This window comes from Streptomyces synnematoformans (genome assembly GCF_039531005.1).
GTDB classification, from domain to species: Bacteria; Actinomycetota; Actinomycetes; order Streptomycetales; family Streptomycetaceae; genus Streptomyces; species Streptomyces synnematoformans.
This window is the reverse complement of sequence record NZ_BAAAPF010000183.1, coordinates 1-14,549: the sequence shown is the minus strand read 5'-3', so window position 1 is coordinate 14,549 and position 14,549 is coordinate 1. Positions and strand designations below refer to the sequence as shown.

Annotated in this window: 15 protein-coding genes and 2 pseudogenes; all 17 read left to right on the top strand. The window is 73.8% G+C overall.

Going from position 1 to position 14,549, the window contains the following annotated elements:
* A partial coding sequence (locus ABD317_RS23715) for an ACT domain-containing protein (RefSeq protein WP_344291938.1) occupies positions 1 to 834 on the top strand: 834 nt, incomplete at its 5' end.
* A gap of 127 nt (positions 835 to 961) precedes the next feature.
* Positions 962 to 2,509, top strand: a complete 1,548-nt coding sequence (gene ffh, locus ABD317_RS23710) for a signal recognition particle protein (protein WP_344291937.1) — start codon at positions 962 to 964, stop codon at positions 2,507 to 2,509.
* Between the two features lie 77 nt (positions 2,510 to 2,586).
* Positions 2,587 to 4,014 carry a proline--tRNA ligase gene (gene proS / locus ABD317_RS23705; RefSeq protein ID WP_344291936.1) on the top strand — a complete coding sequence of 476 codons (1,428 nt, stop codon included), beginning with the start codon at positions 2,587 to 2,589 and terminating at the stop codon, positions 4,012 to 4,014.
* A gap of 239 nt (positions 4,015 to 4,253) precedes the next feature.
* Positions 4,254 to 4,844 carry a hypothetical protein gene (locus tag ABD317_RS23700; RefSeq protein WP_027754965.1) on the top strand — a complete coding sequence of 197 codons (591 nt, stop codon included), beginning with the start codon at positions 4,254 to 4,256 and terminating at the stop codon, positions 4,842 to 4,844.
* Positions 4,845 to 5,147: 303 nt separating this feature from the next.
* The gene (rpsP, locus tag ABD317_RS23695) at positions 5,148 to 5,633 is read left to right on the top strand and encodes a 30S ribosomal protein S16 (RefSeq protein WP_344291935.1); all 486 of its coding nucleotides are present in this window, start codon (positions 5,148 to 5,150) and stop codon (positions 5,631 to 5,633) included.
* A 2-nt stretch (positions 5,634 to 5,635) separates the two neighbouring features.
* A complete protein-coding gene (locus tag ABD317_RS23690) occupies positions 5,636 to 5,875 on the top strand; it encodes an RNA-binding protein (protein WP_027754963.1) in 240 nt (79 codons plus the stop codon).
* A 163-nt stretch (positions 5,876 to 6,038) separates the two neighbouring features.
* The gene (rimM, locus tag ABD317_RS23685) at positions 6,039 to 6,590 is read left to right on the top strand and encodes a ribosome maturation factor RimM (protein WP_344291934.1); all 552 of its coding nucleotides are present in this window, start codon (positions 6,039 to 6,041) and stop codon (positions 6,588 to 6,590) included.
* The gene (gene trmD / locus ABD317_RS23680) at positions 6,587 to 7,396 is read left to right on the top strand and encodes a tRNA (guanosine(37)-N1)-methyltransferase TrmD (RefSeq protein WP_344291933.1); all 810 of its coding nucleotides are present in this window, start codon (positions 6,587 to 6,589) and stop codon (positions 7,394 to 7,396) included. Before rimM ends, trmD begins: the two co-directional genes overlap by 4 nt.
* A gap of 135 nt (positions 7,397 to 7,531) precedes the next feature.
* Entirely contained in the window at positions 7,532 to 7,879 is a 348-nt protein-coding gene (gene rplS / locus ABD317_RS23675; protein WP_027754961.1) for a 50S ribosomal protein L19, read from the top strand.
* Positions 7,880 to 7,925: 46 nt separating this feature from the next.
* Positions 7,926 to 8,648, top strand: a complete 723-nt coding sequence (gene lepB / locus ABD317_RS23670; RefSeq protein WP_027754960.1) for a signal peptidase I — start codon at positions 7,926 to 7,928, stop codon at positions 8,646 to 8,648.
* Positions 8,638 to 9,811, top strand: a pseudogene (gene lepB / locus ABD317_RS23665) (signal peptidase I). Before lepB (ABD317_RS23670) ends, lepB (ABD317_RS23665) begins: the two are co-directional and overlap by 11 nt.
* Complete coding sequence (gene lepB / locus ABD317_RS23660) at positions 9,714 to 10,829, top strand: signal peptidase I (protein WP_425582418.1); 1,116 nt, start codon at positions 9,714 to 9,716, stop codon at positions 10,827 to 10,829. Before lepB (ABD317_RS23665) ends, lepB (ABD317_RS23660) begins: the two are co-directional and overlap by 98 nt.
* A 292-nt stretch (positions 10,830 to 11,121) precedes the next feature.
* Positions 11,122 to 11,880: a signal peptidase I gene (gene lepB / locus ABD317_RS23655; protein ID WP_344291932.1), complete on the top strand. Its 759-nt coding sequence runs from the start codon at positions 11,122 to 11,124 to the stop codon at positions 11,878 to 11,880.
* Positions 11,877 to 12,194, top strand: a complete 318-nt coding sequence (locus tag ABD317_RS23650; RefSeq protein WP_018839619.1) for a DUF2469 domain-containing protein — start codon at positions 11,877 to 11,879, stop codon at positions 12,192 to 12,194. Before lepB (ABD317_RS23655) ends, ABD317_RS23650 begins: the two co-directional genes overlap by 4 nt.
* Before the next feature lie 117 nt (positions 12,195 to 12,311).
* Positions 12,312 to 12,674 (top strand): YraN family protein, encoded by a 363-nt coding sequence (locus ABD317_RS23645; RefSeq protein WP_027754957.1) that lies wholly within the window; start codon positions 12,312 to 12,314, stop codon positions 12,672 to 12,674.
* A complete protein-coding gene (locus ABD317_RS23640) occupies positions 12,674 to 14,296 on the top strand; it encodes a YifB family Mg chelatase-like AAA ATPase (RefSeq protein ID WP_344291931.1) in 1,623 nt (540 codons plus the stop codon). The genes ABD317_RS23645 and ABD317_RS23640 overlap by 1 nt, the downstream gene beginning before the upstream one ends.
* A pseudogene (locus tag ABD317_RS23635) lies at positions 14,293 to 14,549 on the top strand (cell division protein PerM); the annotation flags it as partial. The gene ABD317_RS23640 and the pseudogene ABD317_RS23635, both read left to right, overlap by 4 nt.

Here is a 14,549-nt window from a genome sequence, read left to right as displayed (position 1 = left end):
GCGGCGGGGGAGCGGGGCGCGCGGGCGCCGGGGGCGGAGGAGGAGCGGCTGGCGGTCGAGGCGTGGCGTACGGGCGGCCCGGCGCTGGCGGTGCGCGCCCGTACCGAGGAACCGCCGCCGCCGGCGGAGCCGGCCGCAGCCGCGGACACAGACACAGGCACAGCCGCAGATACAGGCACAGCCGCAGCCGCAGCCGCGGGCTCGGGCTCGGGTCCCGGTGTTGAAGAGTCCGGCGGCACGCTGCCGCTGGGCGTGGAGCTGCTCGTGGCCGTCCCCGACCGGCCGGGCGTCCTGCCGGCGGTCGCGGGCGTGCTGGCGCTGCACCGGCTGACGGTGCGCACCGCCGAGCTGCGCCCCCTGCGGCTGCCCCCCGGCGTGGCCGGCGACCCCGGCCCCGGCGCCCCGCACGTGCTCCTCCTCAACTGGCGCGTCGCCGCCGAGTTCGGCTCCCTCCCCGCCGCCGACCGCCTCCGCGCCGACCTCCTGCGCGTCCTCGACGGCACCCTCGACGTGCCCGCCCGGCTCGCCGAGCGGGAGAAGGCCTACCGGCCCCGCCGCCGCGGCACCCCCGCCCCGCCGCCCCGCGTGACCGTCGCGCGCGGCAGCTCCCAGGTCGCCACCGTCATCGAGGTCCGCGCCCAGGACGCCCCCGGCCTGCTGCACCGCATCGGCCGCGCGCTGGAGACGGCCGGCGTGCAGGTGCGCGGCGCGTACGTCAGCACCCTCGGCGCCAACGCCGTCGACGCCTTCTACGTCACCGACACCGCCGGCCGCCCGCTGGCCGAAGCCCGGGCCGGCGAGGTGGCGGATGCGCTGGCGGCGGCGCTGGGCTGACCCGGCCGTCCGCGGCCCCGGGGCGTCGTTCCCGCCGGGGCCGCCCCTGGCGAGGGTGTTTGTCCCGCGCGCCGGATACCCTAGAGGACGATTGCCTCCGCCCCCGACCCGAGGACCGACGAGCGCCGTGTTCGACACTCTTTCCGACCGCCTGGCGAGTACGTTCAAAAACCTCCGGGGCAAGGGCCGCCTGTCCGAGGCGGACATCGACGCCACCGCGCGCGAGATCCGCGTCGCCCTCCTGGAGGCGGATGTCGCGTTGCCCGTCGTGCGGGCCTTCATCAAGCAGGTCAAGGACCGTGCGCTGGGCGCCGAGGTCTCCCAGGCCCTCAACCCGGCCCAGCAGGTCATCAAGATCGTCAACGAGGAGCTGGTCGGCATCCTCGGCGGCGAGACCCGCAGACTGCGGTTCGCCAAGAACCCGCCGACCGTGATCATGCTCGCCGGCCTGCAGGGCGCCGGCAAGACGACCCTCGCGGGCAAGCTCGGCACGTGGCTGGCGCGTCAGGGCCACACGCCCATGCTGGTCGCCGCCGACCTCCAGCGCCCCAACGCCGTCAACCAGTTGCAGGTCGTCGGCGAGCGCGCGTCCGTCGCCGTCTTCGCGCCCGAGCCGGGCAACGGCGTCGGCGACCCCGTCCGGGTCGCGAAGGACTCCCTCGCGCACGCCCGCGACAAGCAGTACGACGTCGTGATCGTCGACACCGCCGGCCGCCTCGGCGTCGACGCCGAGATGATGCAGCAGGCCGCCGACATCCGGGACGCGGTCGGCCCCGACGAGATCCTCTTCGTCGTCGACGCGATGATCGGCCAGGACGCCGTCAGCACCGCGGAGGCGTTCCGCGACGGCGTCGGCTTCGACGGCGTCGTGCTCTCCAAGCTGGACGGCGACGCCCGCGGCGGCGCCGCGCTGTCCATCGCGCAGGTCACCGGCAAGCAGATCATGTTCGCCTCCAACGGCGAGAAGCTGGACGACTTCGACGCGTTCCACCCGGACCGCATGGCGTCCCGCATCCTCGGCATGGGCGACATGCTGTCGCTGATCGAGAAGGCGGAGCAGACCTTCAGCCAGCAAGAGGCCGAGAAGATGGCGGCCAAGCTGGCGAAGGGGCCCAAGGAGTTCACGCTCGACGACTTCCTGGCGCAGATGGAGCAGGTCCGCAAGATGGGCTCCATCTCCAAGCTGCTCGGCATGATGCCCGGCATGGGCCAGATGAAGGAGCAGATCAACAACCTCGACGAGCGGGACGTGGACCGCACCGCCGCGATCATCAAGTCGATGACGCCGGGGGAGCGCAGCGACCCGGTGATCATCAACGGCTCGCGCCGGGCCCGTATCGCGCGCGGCTCGGGTGTCGAGGTCAGCGCGGTGAAGAACCTGGTGGAGCGGTTCTTCGAGGCGCGCAAGATGATGTCGCGGATGGCCCAGGGCGGCGGCGTGCCGGGCATGCCGAACATGCCCGGGATGCCGGGCGGCACGGGCGGCGGCAAGCGCAAGGGCAAGCAGCAGAAGAAGGCCAAGGGGCGCCAGCGCAGCGGCAACCCGATGAAGCGCAAGGCCGACGAGCAGGCCGCGGCCGAGCGCCGGGCCGGCGCGGGCGGCCCGTTCGGCGGCGGCGCGGAGCAGTCCCCGCAGGACTTCGAGCTGCCGGAGGAGTTCAAGAAGCTGCTCTGACCGCCCCCCGCCGCGGGCCGCCGGCGGCCCCGTAAACGAGTACCTGCGGCCCGCGGCCACGCTCTACGATCTCCGCCATGGCGAAGGCACCCGTACTCACCCGCCAGGCGGACGACTTTCCGCGCTGGTACCAGGACCTGATCACCAAGGCCGAGCTGGCCGACAACGGTCCGGTGCGCGGCACGATGGTCATCCGACCGTACGGGTACGGGCTGTGGGAGCGCACGCAGCGGGAGATGGACGACCGGATCAAGGCGACGGGCGCGCAGAACGCGTACTTCCCGCTGTTCATCCCGCAGTCCTACCTGGCCAGGGAGGCCGAGCACGTCGAGGGCTTCGCGCCGGAGCTGGCCGTCGTCACCCACGGCGGCGGCAGGGAACTCCCGGAGCCGGTCGTGGTCCGGCCCACCTCCGAGACGATCGTCAACGACTACTTCGCCAAGTGGGTGCAGAGCTACCGCGACCTGCCGCTGCTGATCAACCAGTGGGCCAACGTGGTGCGCTGGGAGCTGCGGCCGCGCATGTTCCTGCGCACGACGGAGTTCCTGTGGCAGGAGGGGCACACCGCCCACGCCACGTACGAGGAGGCCCGGGACTTCGCGGCGCGCATCCAGCGCGAGGTGTACGCCGACTTCATGACCGGTGTGCTGGCGATCGACGTGCTCCCGGGGCGCAAGACCGCAGCCGAGCGGTTCGCCGGCGCCCTCAACACCCTCACCCTCGAAGCGATGATGCGCGACGGCAAGGCGCTGCAGATGGGCACCAGCCACGAGCTGGGCCAGAACTTCGCCCGCGCGTTCGGCACCCGCTACCTCACCGCGGACGGCGCGCGCAGCCACGTGTGGCAGACCTCCTGGGGGTCCACGACCCGCATGGTCGGCGGCATGATCATGGTCCACGGCGACGACGACGGGCTGCGCGTCCCACCGCGTCTCGCGCCCGTGCAGGCCGTGGTGCTGGCCGTGAAGGACGACGAGGACGTGCTCGCCAGGGTGCGCGAGGCGGGTGACCGGCTGGCCGCCGCCGGCGTACGGGTCCGGGTCGACGACCGCGTCGACGTCCCCTTCGGCCGGCGGGCCGTGGACTGGGAGCTGAAGGGCGTGCCCGTACGGGTCGAGATCGGCCCGCGCGACCTGGCCGCCGGGACCGCCACGCTCGTCCGGCGCATCCCGGGCCGCCGGGAGCCCGTCGCGCTCGACGCCCTGCTCGACGAGCACGCGGGGCTGCTGCCGAAGATTCTCGAAGAGGATCAGGAACGGTTGCTGCGCGAGTCGCGTCGAATGCGTGTGGAACGTACGACGGACGTCCGGACGGTCGCCGAGGCGGCCGAGGCCGCGGCGGCCGGCGGCTGGGCCCGTATCCCGTGGGCGGACCTCGGCCCGGAGGGCGAGGCGCGGCTCGCGGAGCAGGCCGTGTCCGTGCGCTGTCTGGTCACGGCGGACGGGGCGGTGCCGGAGGCGGACGACGAGCCGGGTACGCTCGCCGTCGTCGCCCGGGCGTACTGACCGCCGGGGGCGGGGCCGTACGCGGGAGGCGGCGGGGACGCACGGTGCGAAGGGCGCATGACGGTGCACAAGCGGTCACGTACGGCTTTGTTGTGACCTGATCATTTAAGCGGCAGACCTCCACAGATCAGCACAGGCGCCCCGTCCCCACCGCATCATCGTGAACTGACTGGTAGATGCAAATTATTTGGGATGCCGGGAATCGGAACACCGGGGGCACCCCGCTCGTTAGTCCCGACGTGAGCACGACACCACTTGTACTTGCCGCGGAGCTGGCAGCCGCGTGGGCCGAGATTCAGCGGTACCACCCCGAGCTGCCGGACCTCGCCGCGCCGGAATCACTGATCGGGGAGTCCTCGTCCGCCTGCGGGGCGGAGCTGTCCTTCGAGCGACTCCTGCACGAAGCCGTCCACGGAATTGCCGCAGCCCGCGGAGTCAGGGACACCTCCCGGGCCGGCCGGTACCACAACAGACGTTTCCTCGCCATCGCCGAGGAGCTGGGTCTCGACCACCCCGACGAGCCCCACCCCAGCAGCGGGTTTTCCCTGGTCACCCTCACCCCGGCCGCCAAGAAGCGCTACCGCGCGGCCGGTGAGCGCCTCCGCAAGGCGCTGCGGGCGCACGACGCGGCCACCGCCGCCGACAGCCCGCGCAGCTTCCGCGGTCCTGCGGCCCGGCACGGGTCGTCGGGCGGCGGCGTGCGGGTGAAGGCCGTGTGCGACTGCGGACGGAACGTCCGCGTCGTGCCGTCGGTCCTGGCCCAGGCCCCGATCGTGTGCGGCGGCTGCGGCAAGCCCTTCCGCATCCCGGAACCCGTCGCGGCGGCCTGACCTCCCGGGCCCCGGCCTCCCCGGGCCGTACCCCCGGGCGCCGGACCCCCGGTCACCGCAGCCCTCGTCACCGCCCCCCACCTGATCCGATATCGGCGTGCCCGCACGCGCGCCGGCGGACCGCCCACCGGATCGCGGGGGCGGGGGCGTCGGTGCCGTGTGGCACAATGGTGAGCTGAACTCGACAGCCGCACAGGACCCCTCTCTCCTCCGGCTGGCGCGTCCATCGGGCGCCAGGGCACTGCAACCCCACGCAGCACCCCCGCGCGCCCAATCACGTCAACTCCAGGAGACACCACTCCCGTGGCAGTCAAGATCAAGCTGAAGCGGCTGGGCAAGATCCGGTCGCCGCACTACCGCATCGTCGTCGCCGACTCGCGCACCCGCCGTGACGGCCGGGCCATCGAGGAGATCGGGCTGTACCACCCGGTCCAGAACCCCTCGCGCATCGAGGTCGACTCGGAGCGGGCGCAGTACTGGCTGGGCGTCGGCGCGCAGCCGACCGAGCCGGTGCTCGCCATCCTCAAGGTCACCGGCGACTGGCAGAAGTTCAAGGGCCTGCCGGCCCCCGAGCCGATGAAGGTCCCGGAGCCGAAGGCCGACAAGCGGGCACTCTTCGAGGCCGCCGCCAAGGACGCCGCCGACGAGCCCAAGGGCAACGCGGTGACCCCCAAGGCGAAGAAGGCCGACAAGGGCGGAAAGGCCGACAAGACCGACAAGGCTGACAAGGCCGAGAAGAAGGCCGACGCCGAGCCCGCCGAGGCCCCGGCCGAGGCCGCCGGGGCCTGACGATGCTCGAAGAAGCCCTTGAGCACCTGGTGAAGGGCATCGTCGACAACCCCGACGAGGTCGAGGTCAGCGCGCGCAACCTGCGCCGCGGGCGGGTGCTGGAGGTCCGGGTGCACCCCGAGGACCTCGGCAAGGTCATCGGCCGCAACGGCCGCACCGCCCGCTCCCTGCGCACCATCGTCGGCGCGCTCGGCGGCCGCGGCATCCGCGTCGACCTCGTCGACGTGGACCAGGTCCGCTGAACCGCCGCCGCGCGGCGCAGCGGGACAGTCGTCACCGGCACGGGCCGGGGAGGCCGGCAGGCGCCCCGGCCCGTCGCCGTACGCGGATCCGCGGCCGTACGCCCGCGGCGGCCACGTCGTACGAACCCGCGGCGGCACACGTCGTACGAAGAGGAAGGCACCCGTGCAGCTGGTAGTCGCGCGGATCGGCCGCGCCCACGGGATCAAGGGCGAGGTCACCGTCGAGGTACGCACCGACGAGCCCGAGCGGCGGCTCGGCCCCGGCGCCGTCCTGGCCACCGACCCGGCGTCCGCCGGGCCGCTGACCGTCGCCGCCGGGCGGGTGCACAGCGGCCGGCTGCTGCTGCGCTTCGAGGGCGTCGCCGACCGCACCGCCGCCGAGGCCCTGCGCAACACCCTCCTCGTCGCCGACGTGGACCCCGCGGAGGCCCCGGAGGACCCCGAGGAGTTCTACGACCACCAGCTCGCCGACCTCGACGTCGTGCTGCGCGACGGCACCCCCGTGGGGCGCGTCGCGCAGGTGGCGCACCTGCCGTACCAGGACCTGCTGGTCGTGGCCCGCCCCGACGGCGGCGAGGCGCTGATCCCGTTCGTCGCCGAGATCGTGCCCGAGGTCGACCTCGACGCGCAGCGCGTCGTCGTCGAGCCGCCGCCCGGGCTGCTGGACCAGGCCGCCGGCGACGAGGGCCGCGGCGGGGGAGAGGGCGCCGCGTGAGGATCGACGTCGTCTCGATCTTCCCCGCGTATCTGGAGCCGCTGAAGCTCTCGCTCCTCGGCAAGGCCATCGAACGCGGCCACCTCGACGTGCACGTCCACGACCTGCGCCGGTGGGCCGTCGACCGGCACAGCACCGTGGACGACACCCCGTACGGCGGCGGCCCCGGCATGGTCATGAAGGCCGGGCCGTGGGGCGCGGCCCTGGACGCCGTCGCCGGCTCCGGACCCGGCGACCCCGTGCTCGTCGTCCCCACCCCCAGCGGCCGGCCCTTCACCCAGGAGCTGGCCGTGGAGCTGGCCGCCGAGCCCTGGCTGGTCTTCGCCCCCGCCCGGTACGAGGGCATCGACCGCCGGCTGATCGAGGAGTACGCCGGCCGCTACCGCCTGCACGAGGTGTCCATCGGCGACTACGTCCTCGCCGGCGGCGAGGCGCCCGTGCTCGTCATCGCCGAGGCCGTCGTGCGCCTCCTGCCCGGCGTCCTCGGCAATGCCGCCTCCCACCAGGACGACTCCTTCGCCCCCGGCGCCATGGCCGACCTCCTCGAAGGCCCCGTCTACACCAAGCCCTCCGAGTGGCGCGGCCGGCCCGTACCCGACGTGCTGCTCAGCGGCGACCACGGCCGCATCGCCCGCTGGCGCCGCGACCAGGCGCTGCGCCGCACCGCCGAGATCCGCCCCGACCTGATCGAACGGGCCGGGCCCGGCGCGTACGACAAGGCCGACCGGGCACTCCTCGCCGAACTCGGCTGGACCGAGGGGAGCGACGGACGATTTTGGCGTACGGCCGACGACGTGGAAGAATAGGCGGCTGCTGACTGCCGTCCGACGCGGCGCCCCTGCCACAGGGGGACACGACGCCCGTACGACGCTGCAGCATCCTCTGTCCCACTTCGGACTCTTGTCGATGACCTGTGGCATCGGCGAAGAAAGCAGACGGTCATGAACCTTCTCGAAAGCGTCGACGCAGCCTCCCTGCGCGACGACATCCCGGCCTTCCGGCCCGGCGACACGGTCAACGTCCACGTGCGCGTCATCGAGGGCAGCCGCTCCCGTGTCCAGCAGTTCAAGGGTGTCGTCATCCGCCGGCAGGGCGCCGGGGTCCGCGAGTCCTTCACCGTCCGCAAGGTGAGCTTCGGCGTCGGCGTCGAGCGCACCTTCCCGGTGCACACCCCGGTCGTCGAGAAGATCGAGCTGGTGACCCGCGGCCAGGTCCGCCGCGCCAAGCTGTACTACCTGCGCGACCTCCGCGGCAAGGCCGCGAAGATCAAGGAGAAGCGCGAGCGCTGATGCGCCCTGTCCACGCGGGCGAACCGCCATATTAGGCTTCGCTGCGATGGACACTGAGCTGCGGCCCGAGGAGCGCGACGGCCCCTCTTCCCCGGAGTCCGGGCGGGAGGAGCCGTCGCGCTCCTCGTTTCTGCGCCCGCTGCGCTGGGCCGTCGCCCTCGCGGCCGCCTGTACCGTCGTCGGGCTGCTCGTCAGTGCCTTCGTCGTCCAGCCGTTCCTCGTGCCGAGCGGTTCGATGGAACCGGTTCTCCAGCCCGGTGACCGGGTATTGGTCAACAAGCTCGCTTACGCGTTCGGGGACGAACCGAAGCGCGGAGACGTTGTCGTCTTCGACGGCACCGGAACCTTCGCCGCCGCCGGCGGCGGCGGGGGGCCGGTGTCGGGCCTGCTGCGCAAGGCCGGAGCGGCCACCGGCCTTGCCGAGTCCGACGGCACCGACTACGTGAAACGCGTCATCGGTGTCGGTGGTGACCGGGTGGTCTGCTGCGACGCACGGGGGAGGTTGACGGTGAACGGAAAGCCGCTCGACGAGCGGGATTACCTGTATCCGGGCGATGCCCCGTCGCTGGTCGAGTTCGACGTCATCGTGCCGCCGGGCCGGCTGTGGGTCATGGGCGACCACCGCAGCGACTCCCGCGACTCCCGCGACCACCTCGGGTCGCCGGGCGGCGGCACGGTGTCGGTGGACAAGGTCATCGGCAGGGCGGAGTGGCGGGGGTGGCCGCCGGACCGGGTCGGTTCACTGGGGCGGCCGGCGTATGGGGGGTAGCCACGCGCGGTACGCGGGCGGCGGCCCGGAGGACGGGCACGGTGCGGGCGGCGGGCACGGCGACGGCCGTGCGCCGCGGGAGCCCCGTGAGCCGTACGCGCCGGGCGGCGGGCGCGGACCGCGCGATCCGTACGCCTCCGGCGGCGGGTCGGGACCGCGCGATCCGTACGCGCCCGGCGGCGAGCCGGGGCCGAGGATCGGCGGCAGGGCGGAGCGCCGCAAGGCGGCCAAGCGGGCGAAGCGGCGCAGAACGCGCTCGCGGATAAAGGAGATCCCGCTCATCATCGGCGCGGCCATGCTGATAGCGCTGGGCGTCAAGACCTTCCTGCTGCAGGCGTTCGTCATCCCCTCCGGATCGATGGAGCAGACGATCCGGATCGGCGACCGCGTCGTCGTCGACAAGCTCACGCCCTGGTTCGGCGCGAAGCCCGAGCGCGGCGACATCGTCGTCTTCAAGGACCCGGGCGGCTGGCTCAGCAACCAGGAGGAGGACCGGCTCGACGACCCGGTGGGCGTCGCGCAGGCCAAGGACGTGCTGACGTTCATCGGGCTGCTGCCCTCGGAGCACGAGCAGGACCTCATCAAGCGGGCCGTGGCGGTCGGCGGCGACCGGGTGGCCTGCTGCGACGAGACGGGTCGGGTCACGGTCAACGGAAAGCCGCTGGTGGAGCCGTACCTGCACCCGGGCGACAAGCCGTCGCAGCGCACCTTCGACGTCACCGTGCCGGACGGCCGGATCTTCGTCATGGGCGACCACCGCTCCAACTCCGCGGACTCGCGCTACCACCTCGACGGCCCGCACCACGGCACGATCGCGGAGGAGGACGTGGTCGGCAGGGCCATGGTCATCGCCTGGCCGCTCGGCCACTGGGACAAGTTCGACTCACCGGATACCTACGCCTCGGTTCCGGAATCCGGCGAGCGGGCGAATAAGGTGTCCTCGAAAGAAGTGGGCCGAATGGATCCCCTCCCGACTCCTGCGGAACTCTCGCTCGTTATGGGAGTGGTGGGCCTGCACCTGACCCGGGGCAGGCGGCGGCAAGGTGAGGAGTGGATGTGGGGGACGTGGCAGTCAGCGCCCGGTCCGGTCACGAGGGCCCCGAAGACAGGCCCGGTCAGGAACGTGCGCAGCAGCCGTCCGACGGCCCTCCCGGCGGCCCTGAGGGGCAGCCTCCGGCCGACGGCCCGGCGGACGCCCCCGGGGACGACGCCCGGCCCGCCTCCCCCGCCCGGCCCGACCTCCCGCCGTATACCGCGGCCGGTCCTCCCGGCGGCCCTGCGGCGGCGGAAGCGGGCTCGATGAGCGACGGCGGAGGCGGCGCCGGGGGAGGCGCCGAGGGTACGGACGGGTCGGGCGGCGGTGGCGGCGCGGACGGCGCCGGCGCGGCCGGCGCCCGCGGGAAGAAGCAGCGCTCCTTCTGGAAGGAGCTGCCGATCCTCATCCTCGTCGCGCTGGTGCTCGCGCTGATCATCAAGACCTTCCTGGTCCAGGCGTTCTCCATCCCTTCCAACTCCATGCAGAACACCCTGCAGGTCGGCGACCGGGTGCTGGTGGACAAGCTCACGCCCTGGTTCGGCGCCGAGCCGGAGCGCGGGGAGGTCGTCGTCTTCCACGACCCGGGCGGCTGGCTGAACGAGGCGCCGCAGTCGGACTCCGGGCCCGTGCTCGAAGGCATCCAGAAGGGCCTGAGCTTCATCGGCCTGATGCCCTCGGCGGAGGAGCAGGACCTCATCAAGCGCGTCATCGCGGTCGGCGGGGACACCGTGGAGTGCAAGGGCGCCGGCCCCGTGAAGGTCAACGGCAAGGCGCTCGATGAGACGTCGTACATCTTCCCCGGGAACACTCCCTGCGAGGACAACGACTTCGGGCCGGTGAAGGTCCCCGAGGGCAAGCTGTGGGTGATGGGTGACCACCGGCAGGACTCGCTCGACTCCCGGTACCACGAGAAGTCGCCGGACAAGGGCTTCGTCGACGAGGACCTGGTCGTCGGGCGGGCCATCGCCCGCGCCTGGCCGATCGACCGCTGGGGGACGCTGCCGGTGCCGGGCACCTTCGACCAGCCCGGGCTGAACGCCGCCGCCGGCGGTGCGGCGCCGGCCGCGCTGGGGCTGGCCGGGGCGGTGCCTCTGGTGCTGTGGCGGCGGCGCCGGCTGATCCGCAAGGCGGACCTGAACGGCTGAGACAGGCCCCGGAGGCTCAAGGGCCCTTCCGGGGGCTCAGGGGCCGTCGGAGGACTCGGAGAGGGCCGCCCACGTGTCCGGGGCCGGCGCTGCGGGGCGTACGGCCCGGGGGCTACGGGGCCGTCCGGGTGACAGTGCCGCGGGGCGCCGGAGCCCCTCCCGGCGTACGCGACCGTCCCGGCCTGCGCTTTCACGGGCGCGGGCCGCTCCCGCCGCGGTCGCGGGCGTCGCTGGCCGGGGCGGTTCGCCGAGCGGGCTGACTGGCCGCCGTACCTCTGGGTAGTGTGCGGCCATGAGCAGCAGCGGAGCCGGTCGCCGAGGGAGCGTGCTGTCGGGTCTGGCCGTGGCCCTCGGCTGCGTGCTGTTCCTCGGCGGCTTCGCCTGGGGCGCGGTGGTGTACCGGCCGTACACCGTGCCGACCCCGTCGATGGCGCCCACCGTCGCCTCCGGCGACCGGGTGCTGGCCGAGCGGATCTCGGGCGACGAGGTGCGCCGCGGCGACGTCGTGGTCTTCGAGGACGCGGCGTGGGGCGACCTGCCCATGATCAAGCGGGTGGTCGCGGTCGGCGGGGACACGGTCGGCTGCTGCGACGGACAGGGGCGGCTGACGGTCGACGGCACGCCGGTGGCCGAGCCGTACGTCACGGACAGTGAGCGCGCGGCGCAGGGCGACTTCCCCGCGACGACCGTGCCGGAGGGGAAGATCTTCCTGCTCGGCGACCACCGCGGCGACTCCGTCGACTCCCGCAACCACCTCGCCGAATCCGGCGGCGGCGCCATACCCCGCGACGCCGTCGAGGGCCGGGTCGACGCGACGGCGTGGCCGTTCGGCAGCGCGGGCATGCTGGAGCGCCCGGACGGCTTCGCGGCGCTCCCCGGCGGGGTCTCCGAGCCCGGGCCGCTGCGGCTGCTGCTGCTCGCGGTCGTCGCCGGGGCGGCGCTGATCCTGGGCGGCGCGGCCTACGGGCCGGTTTCCGGCTATGCCCGGGCCCGTCGCGCCCGGGGGACGCACAATGGGGTCACGCACAGGCGGAAGGGGAACGTGCCATGAGCGCCGAGGACCTCGAGAAGTACGAGACCGAGATGGAGCTGAAGCTCTACCGGGAGTACCGCGACGTCGTCGGTTTGTTCAAATACGTGATCGAGACCGAGCGACGTTTCTACCTCACCAACGACTACGAGATGCAGGTCCACTCGGTTCAGGGCGAGGTCTTCTTCGAGGTGTCCATGGCGGACGCCTGGGTCTGGGACATGTACCGGCCGGCCCGCTTCGTCAAGCAGGTGCGGGTGCTCACGTTCAAGGATGTGAACATCGAGGAGCTGAGCAAGTCCGACCTGGAGCTTCCCTCCGACGACCTCGGCTGAGCCCTCCGGTGCCTCACCCCGATGGGTGAGGGAGTTGTCCACAACCCGTCGGTTGTCCACCAAGATCCACACGTCTGCCCGCGGCCCGGCACAGTCGGACGCGGGAGGTGGTGCCGGATGCCGAAGCAGCGGCAGGCGCTCGGACAGTACGGGGAACGGATCGCGGAGCGACGCCTCGCCGAGGCGGGAATGACCGTCCTGGCGCGGAACTGGCGATGCGGCGACGGCGAGATCGACATCGTCGCGCTCGACGGCGAAGCCCTCGTCGTCTGCGAGGTCAAGACCAGACGGGAAGGCGGCTGGGCGCACCCGATGGCCGGCGTGCCGCCGGCCAAGGCCGACCGGCTGCGCCGGCTCGCCGAGGCGTGGGTGCTGCGGCACGGCGGCGCCCCGCCGGGCGGCGTGCGGATCGACGTCGTCGGCGTCGTGCTGCCGGAGCGCGGCGCCCCCGTCGTCGAGCACGTGCGGGGGGCCGCCTGATGGGGTTCGCCCGCACCTGCTCGGTCGCCCTCGTCGGCGTGGAGGGCGTCGTCGTCGAGGTCCAGGCCGACCTGGAGCCCGGCGTCGCCACGTTCACGCTGGTCGGACTCCCGGACAAGAGCCTGACCGAAAGCCGCGACCGGGTGCGCGCCGCCGTGGTCAACTCCGGCGTCGACTGGCCGCAGAAAAAGCTCACCGTCGGCCTCAGCCCCGCCGCCGTACCCAAGTCCGGCAGCGGCTTCGACCTCGGCATCGCCTGCGCGACCCTCGGCGCCGCCGGGCGCATCGCGCCCGACGCCCTCACCGGGCTCGTCATGGTCGGCGAGCTGAGCCTCGACGGCCGCGTCGGGCCCGTGCCCGGCGTGCTGCCCGCCGTGCTCGCCGCCGCCGACGCCGGCTGCCGCCAGGTCGTCGTCCCCGAAGCCGCCGCGGGCGAGGCCACCCTCGTGCCCGACGTCTCCGTCCTCGGCGTACGCAGCCTGCGGCAGCTCATCGCCGTCCTCAACGACGAACAGCCCCCGGAGGAACCCGCCGACCCCGACGCCGCCGCCGCGCCCCCCTCGGCCCGCCTCGCCGTGCCCGGAGCCGGCTGGTGCACCCCGGCGGCCGTCGGCCCCGGCGCGTACCGGCCCGACCTCACCGACGTCGCCGGACAGCACCAGGCCCGCTACGCCCTCGAAGTGGCCGCCGCCGGCGGCCACCACCTCTACCTCAAAGGCCCGCCGGGAGCGGGCAAGACGATGCTGGCGGAACGGCTCCCCGGGCTGCTGCCGCCCCTGACGGAGGCCGAGTCGCTCGAAGTGACCGCGATCCACTCGGTGGCCGGCACCCTGCCCGCCGGCCAGCCGCTCGTCGGCGAAGCCCCCTACGCCGCCCCGCACCACTCCGCGACCCTGCCCGCCCTCATCGGCGGCGGCAACGCCCTGCCGAAGCCCGGGGCGGTCTCCCTGGCGCACCGCGGAGTGCTCTTTCTGGACGAGGCGCCGGAATTCAGCGGACGGATCCTCGACGCCCTCAGACAGCCGCTGGAATCCGGGCACGTCGTGGTGGCCCGGAGCGCGGGCGTCGTGCAGTTCCCGGCCCGCTTCCTCATGGTCCTCGCCGCCAACCCCTGCCCCTGCGGCCGCTTCGCCCGCCAGGAGGGCGGCTGCGAGTGCGCGCCCACGGTCATCCGGCGCTACCAGGGCAGGCTCACCGGCCCGCTCCTCGACCGCGTCGACCTCCGCGTCGCCGTCGACGCCGTCAGCCGCGCGGAGCTCTCGGCCGTCGGCGAACGCGCCGAACCCACCGCCGACGCGGCCGCCCGGGTCCGGGCCGCCCGCGACCGCGCCGCCGTCCGCTACGCCGGCACCGCCTGGCGCACCAACGGCGAGGTTCCCGGCCACGAGCTGCGCCGCCGCTGGCACCCCGCACCCGGCGTCCTCGCCCCCGCCGAACGCGACCTGGAACGCGGCCTGCTCACCGCCCGCGGCCTCGACCGCGTCCTCCGCGTCGCCTGGACCGTCGCCGACCTCGCGGGCCACGACCGACCCGGCGCGGACGACATCGCCGCCGCCCTGGAACTCCGCACGGGCGTGCCCCGCGGCACCCGCAGCCCGGCAGCGAGGGAGGCCGTGGAATGAACACGCACCGGAAGCCGGCGTGGAAGCGGCGGAGCGACGCGGTCACGGGCCGGAACGCCGGGCCGGTCCCGGACCCTGCCGTGGCTCCGGCCGTGGCCCAGGTCGTGGCTCCGGCCGCGGACCAGGCCGTGGGCCCGGCCGTCCGGCCCGGCCCGGGCGCCGCGCCGGTCAGCGGTCGCGTCGCGGCGCCCGGCTCCGCGGCCGGCCGGGACCGGGACCCGGAGCCCGCCCCGGACGCCGGGCCGGTCCCGGC

Coding starts and splice junctions, on each gene's coding strand:
- proS (WP_344291936.1), top strand. CDS start 2,587: ATGGCGAAGGCACCCGTACTCACCCGCCAGGCGGACGACTTTCCGCGC.
- ABD317_RS23650 (WP_018839619.1), top strand. CDS start 11,877: ATGAGCGCCGAGGACCTCGAGAAGTACGAGACCGAGATGGAGCTGAAG.
- rplS (WP_027754961.1), top strand. CDS start 7,532: ATGAACCTTCTCGAAAGCGTCGACGCAGCCTCCCTGCGCGACGACATC.
- ABD317_RS23645 (WP_027754957.1), top strand. CDS start 12,312: ATGCCGAAGCAGCGGCAGGCGCTCGGACAGTACGGGGAACGGATCGCG.
- ABD317_RS23640 (WP_344291931.1), top strand. CDS start 12,674: ATGGGGTTCGCCCGCACCTGCTCGGTCGCCCTCGTCGGCGTGGAGGGC.
- ABD317_RS23690 (WP_027754963.1), top strand. CDS start 5,636: ATGCTCGAAGAAGCCCTTGAGCACCTGGTGAAGGGCATCGTCGACAAC.
- lepB (WP_344291932.1), top strand. CDS start 11,122: ATGAGCAGCAGCGGAGCCGGTCGCCGAGGGAGCGTGCTGTCGGGTCTG.
- lepB (WP_027754960.1), top strand. CDS start 7,926: ATGGACACTGAGCTGCGGCCCGAGGAGCGCGACGGCCCCTCTTCCCCG.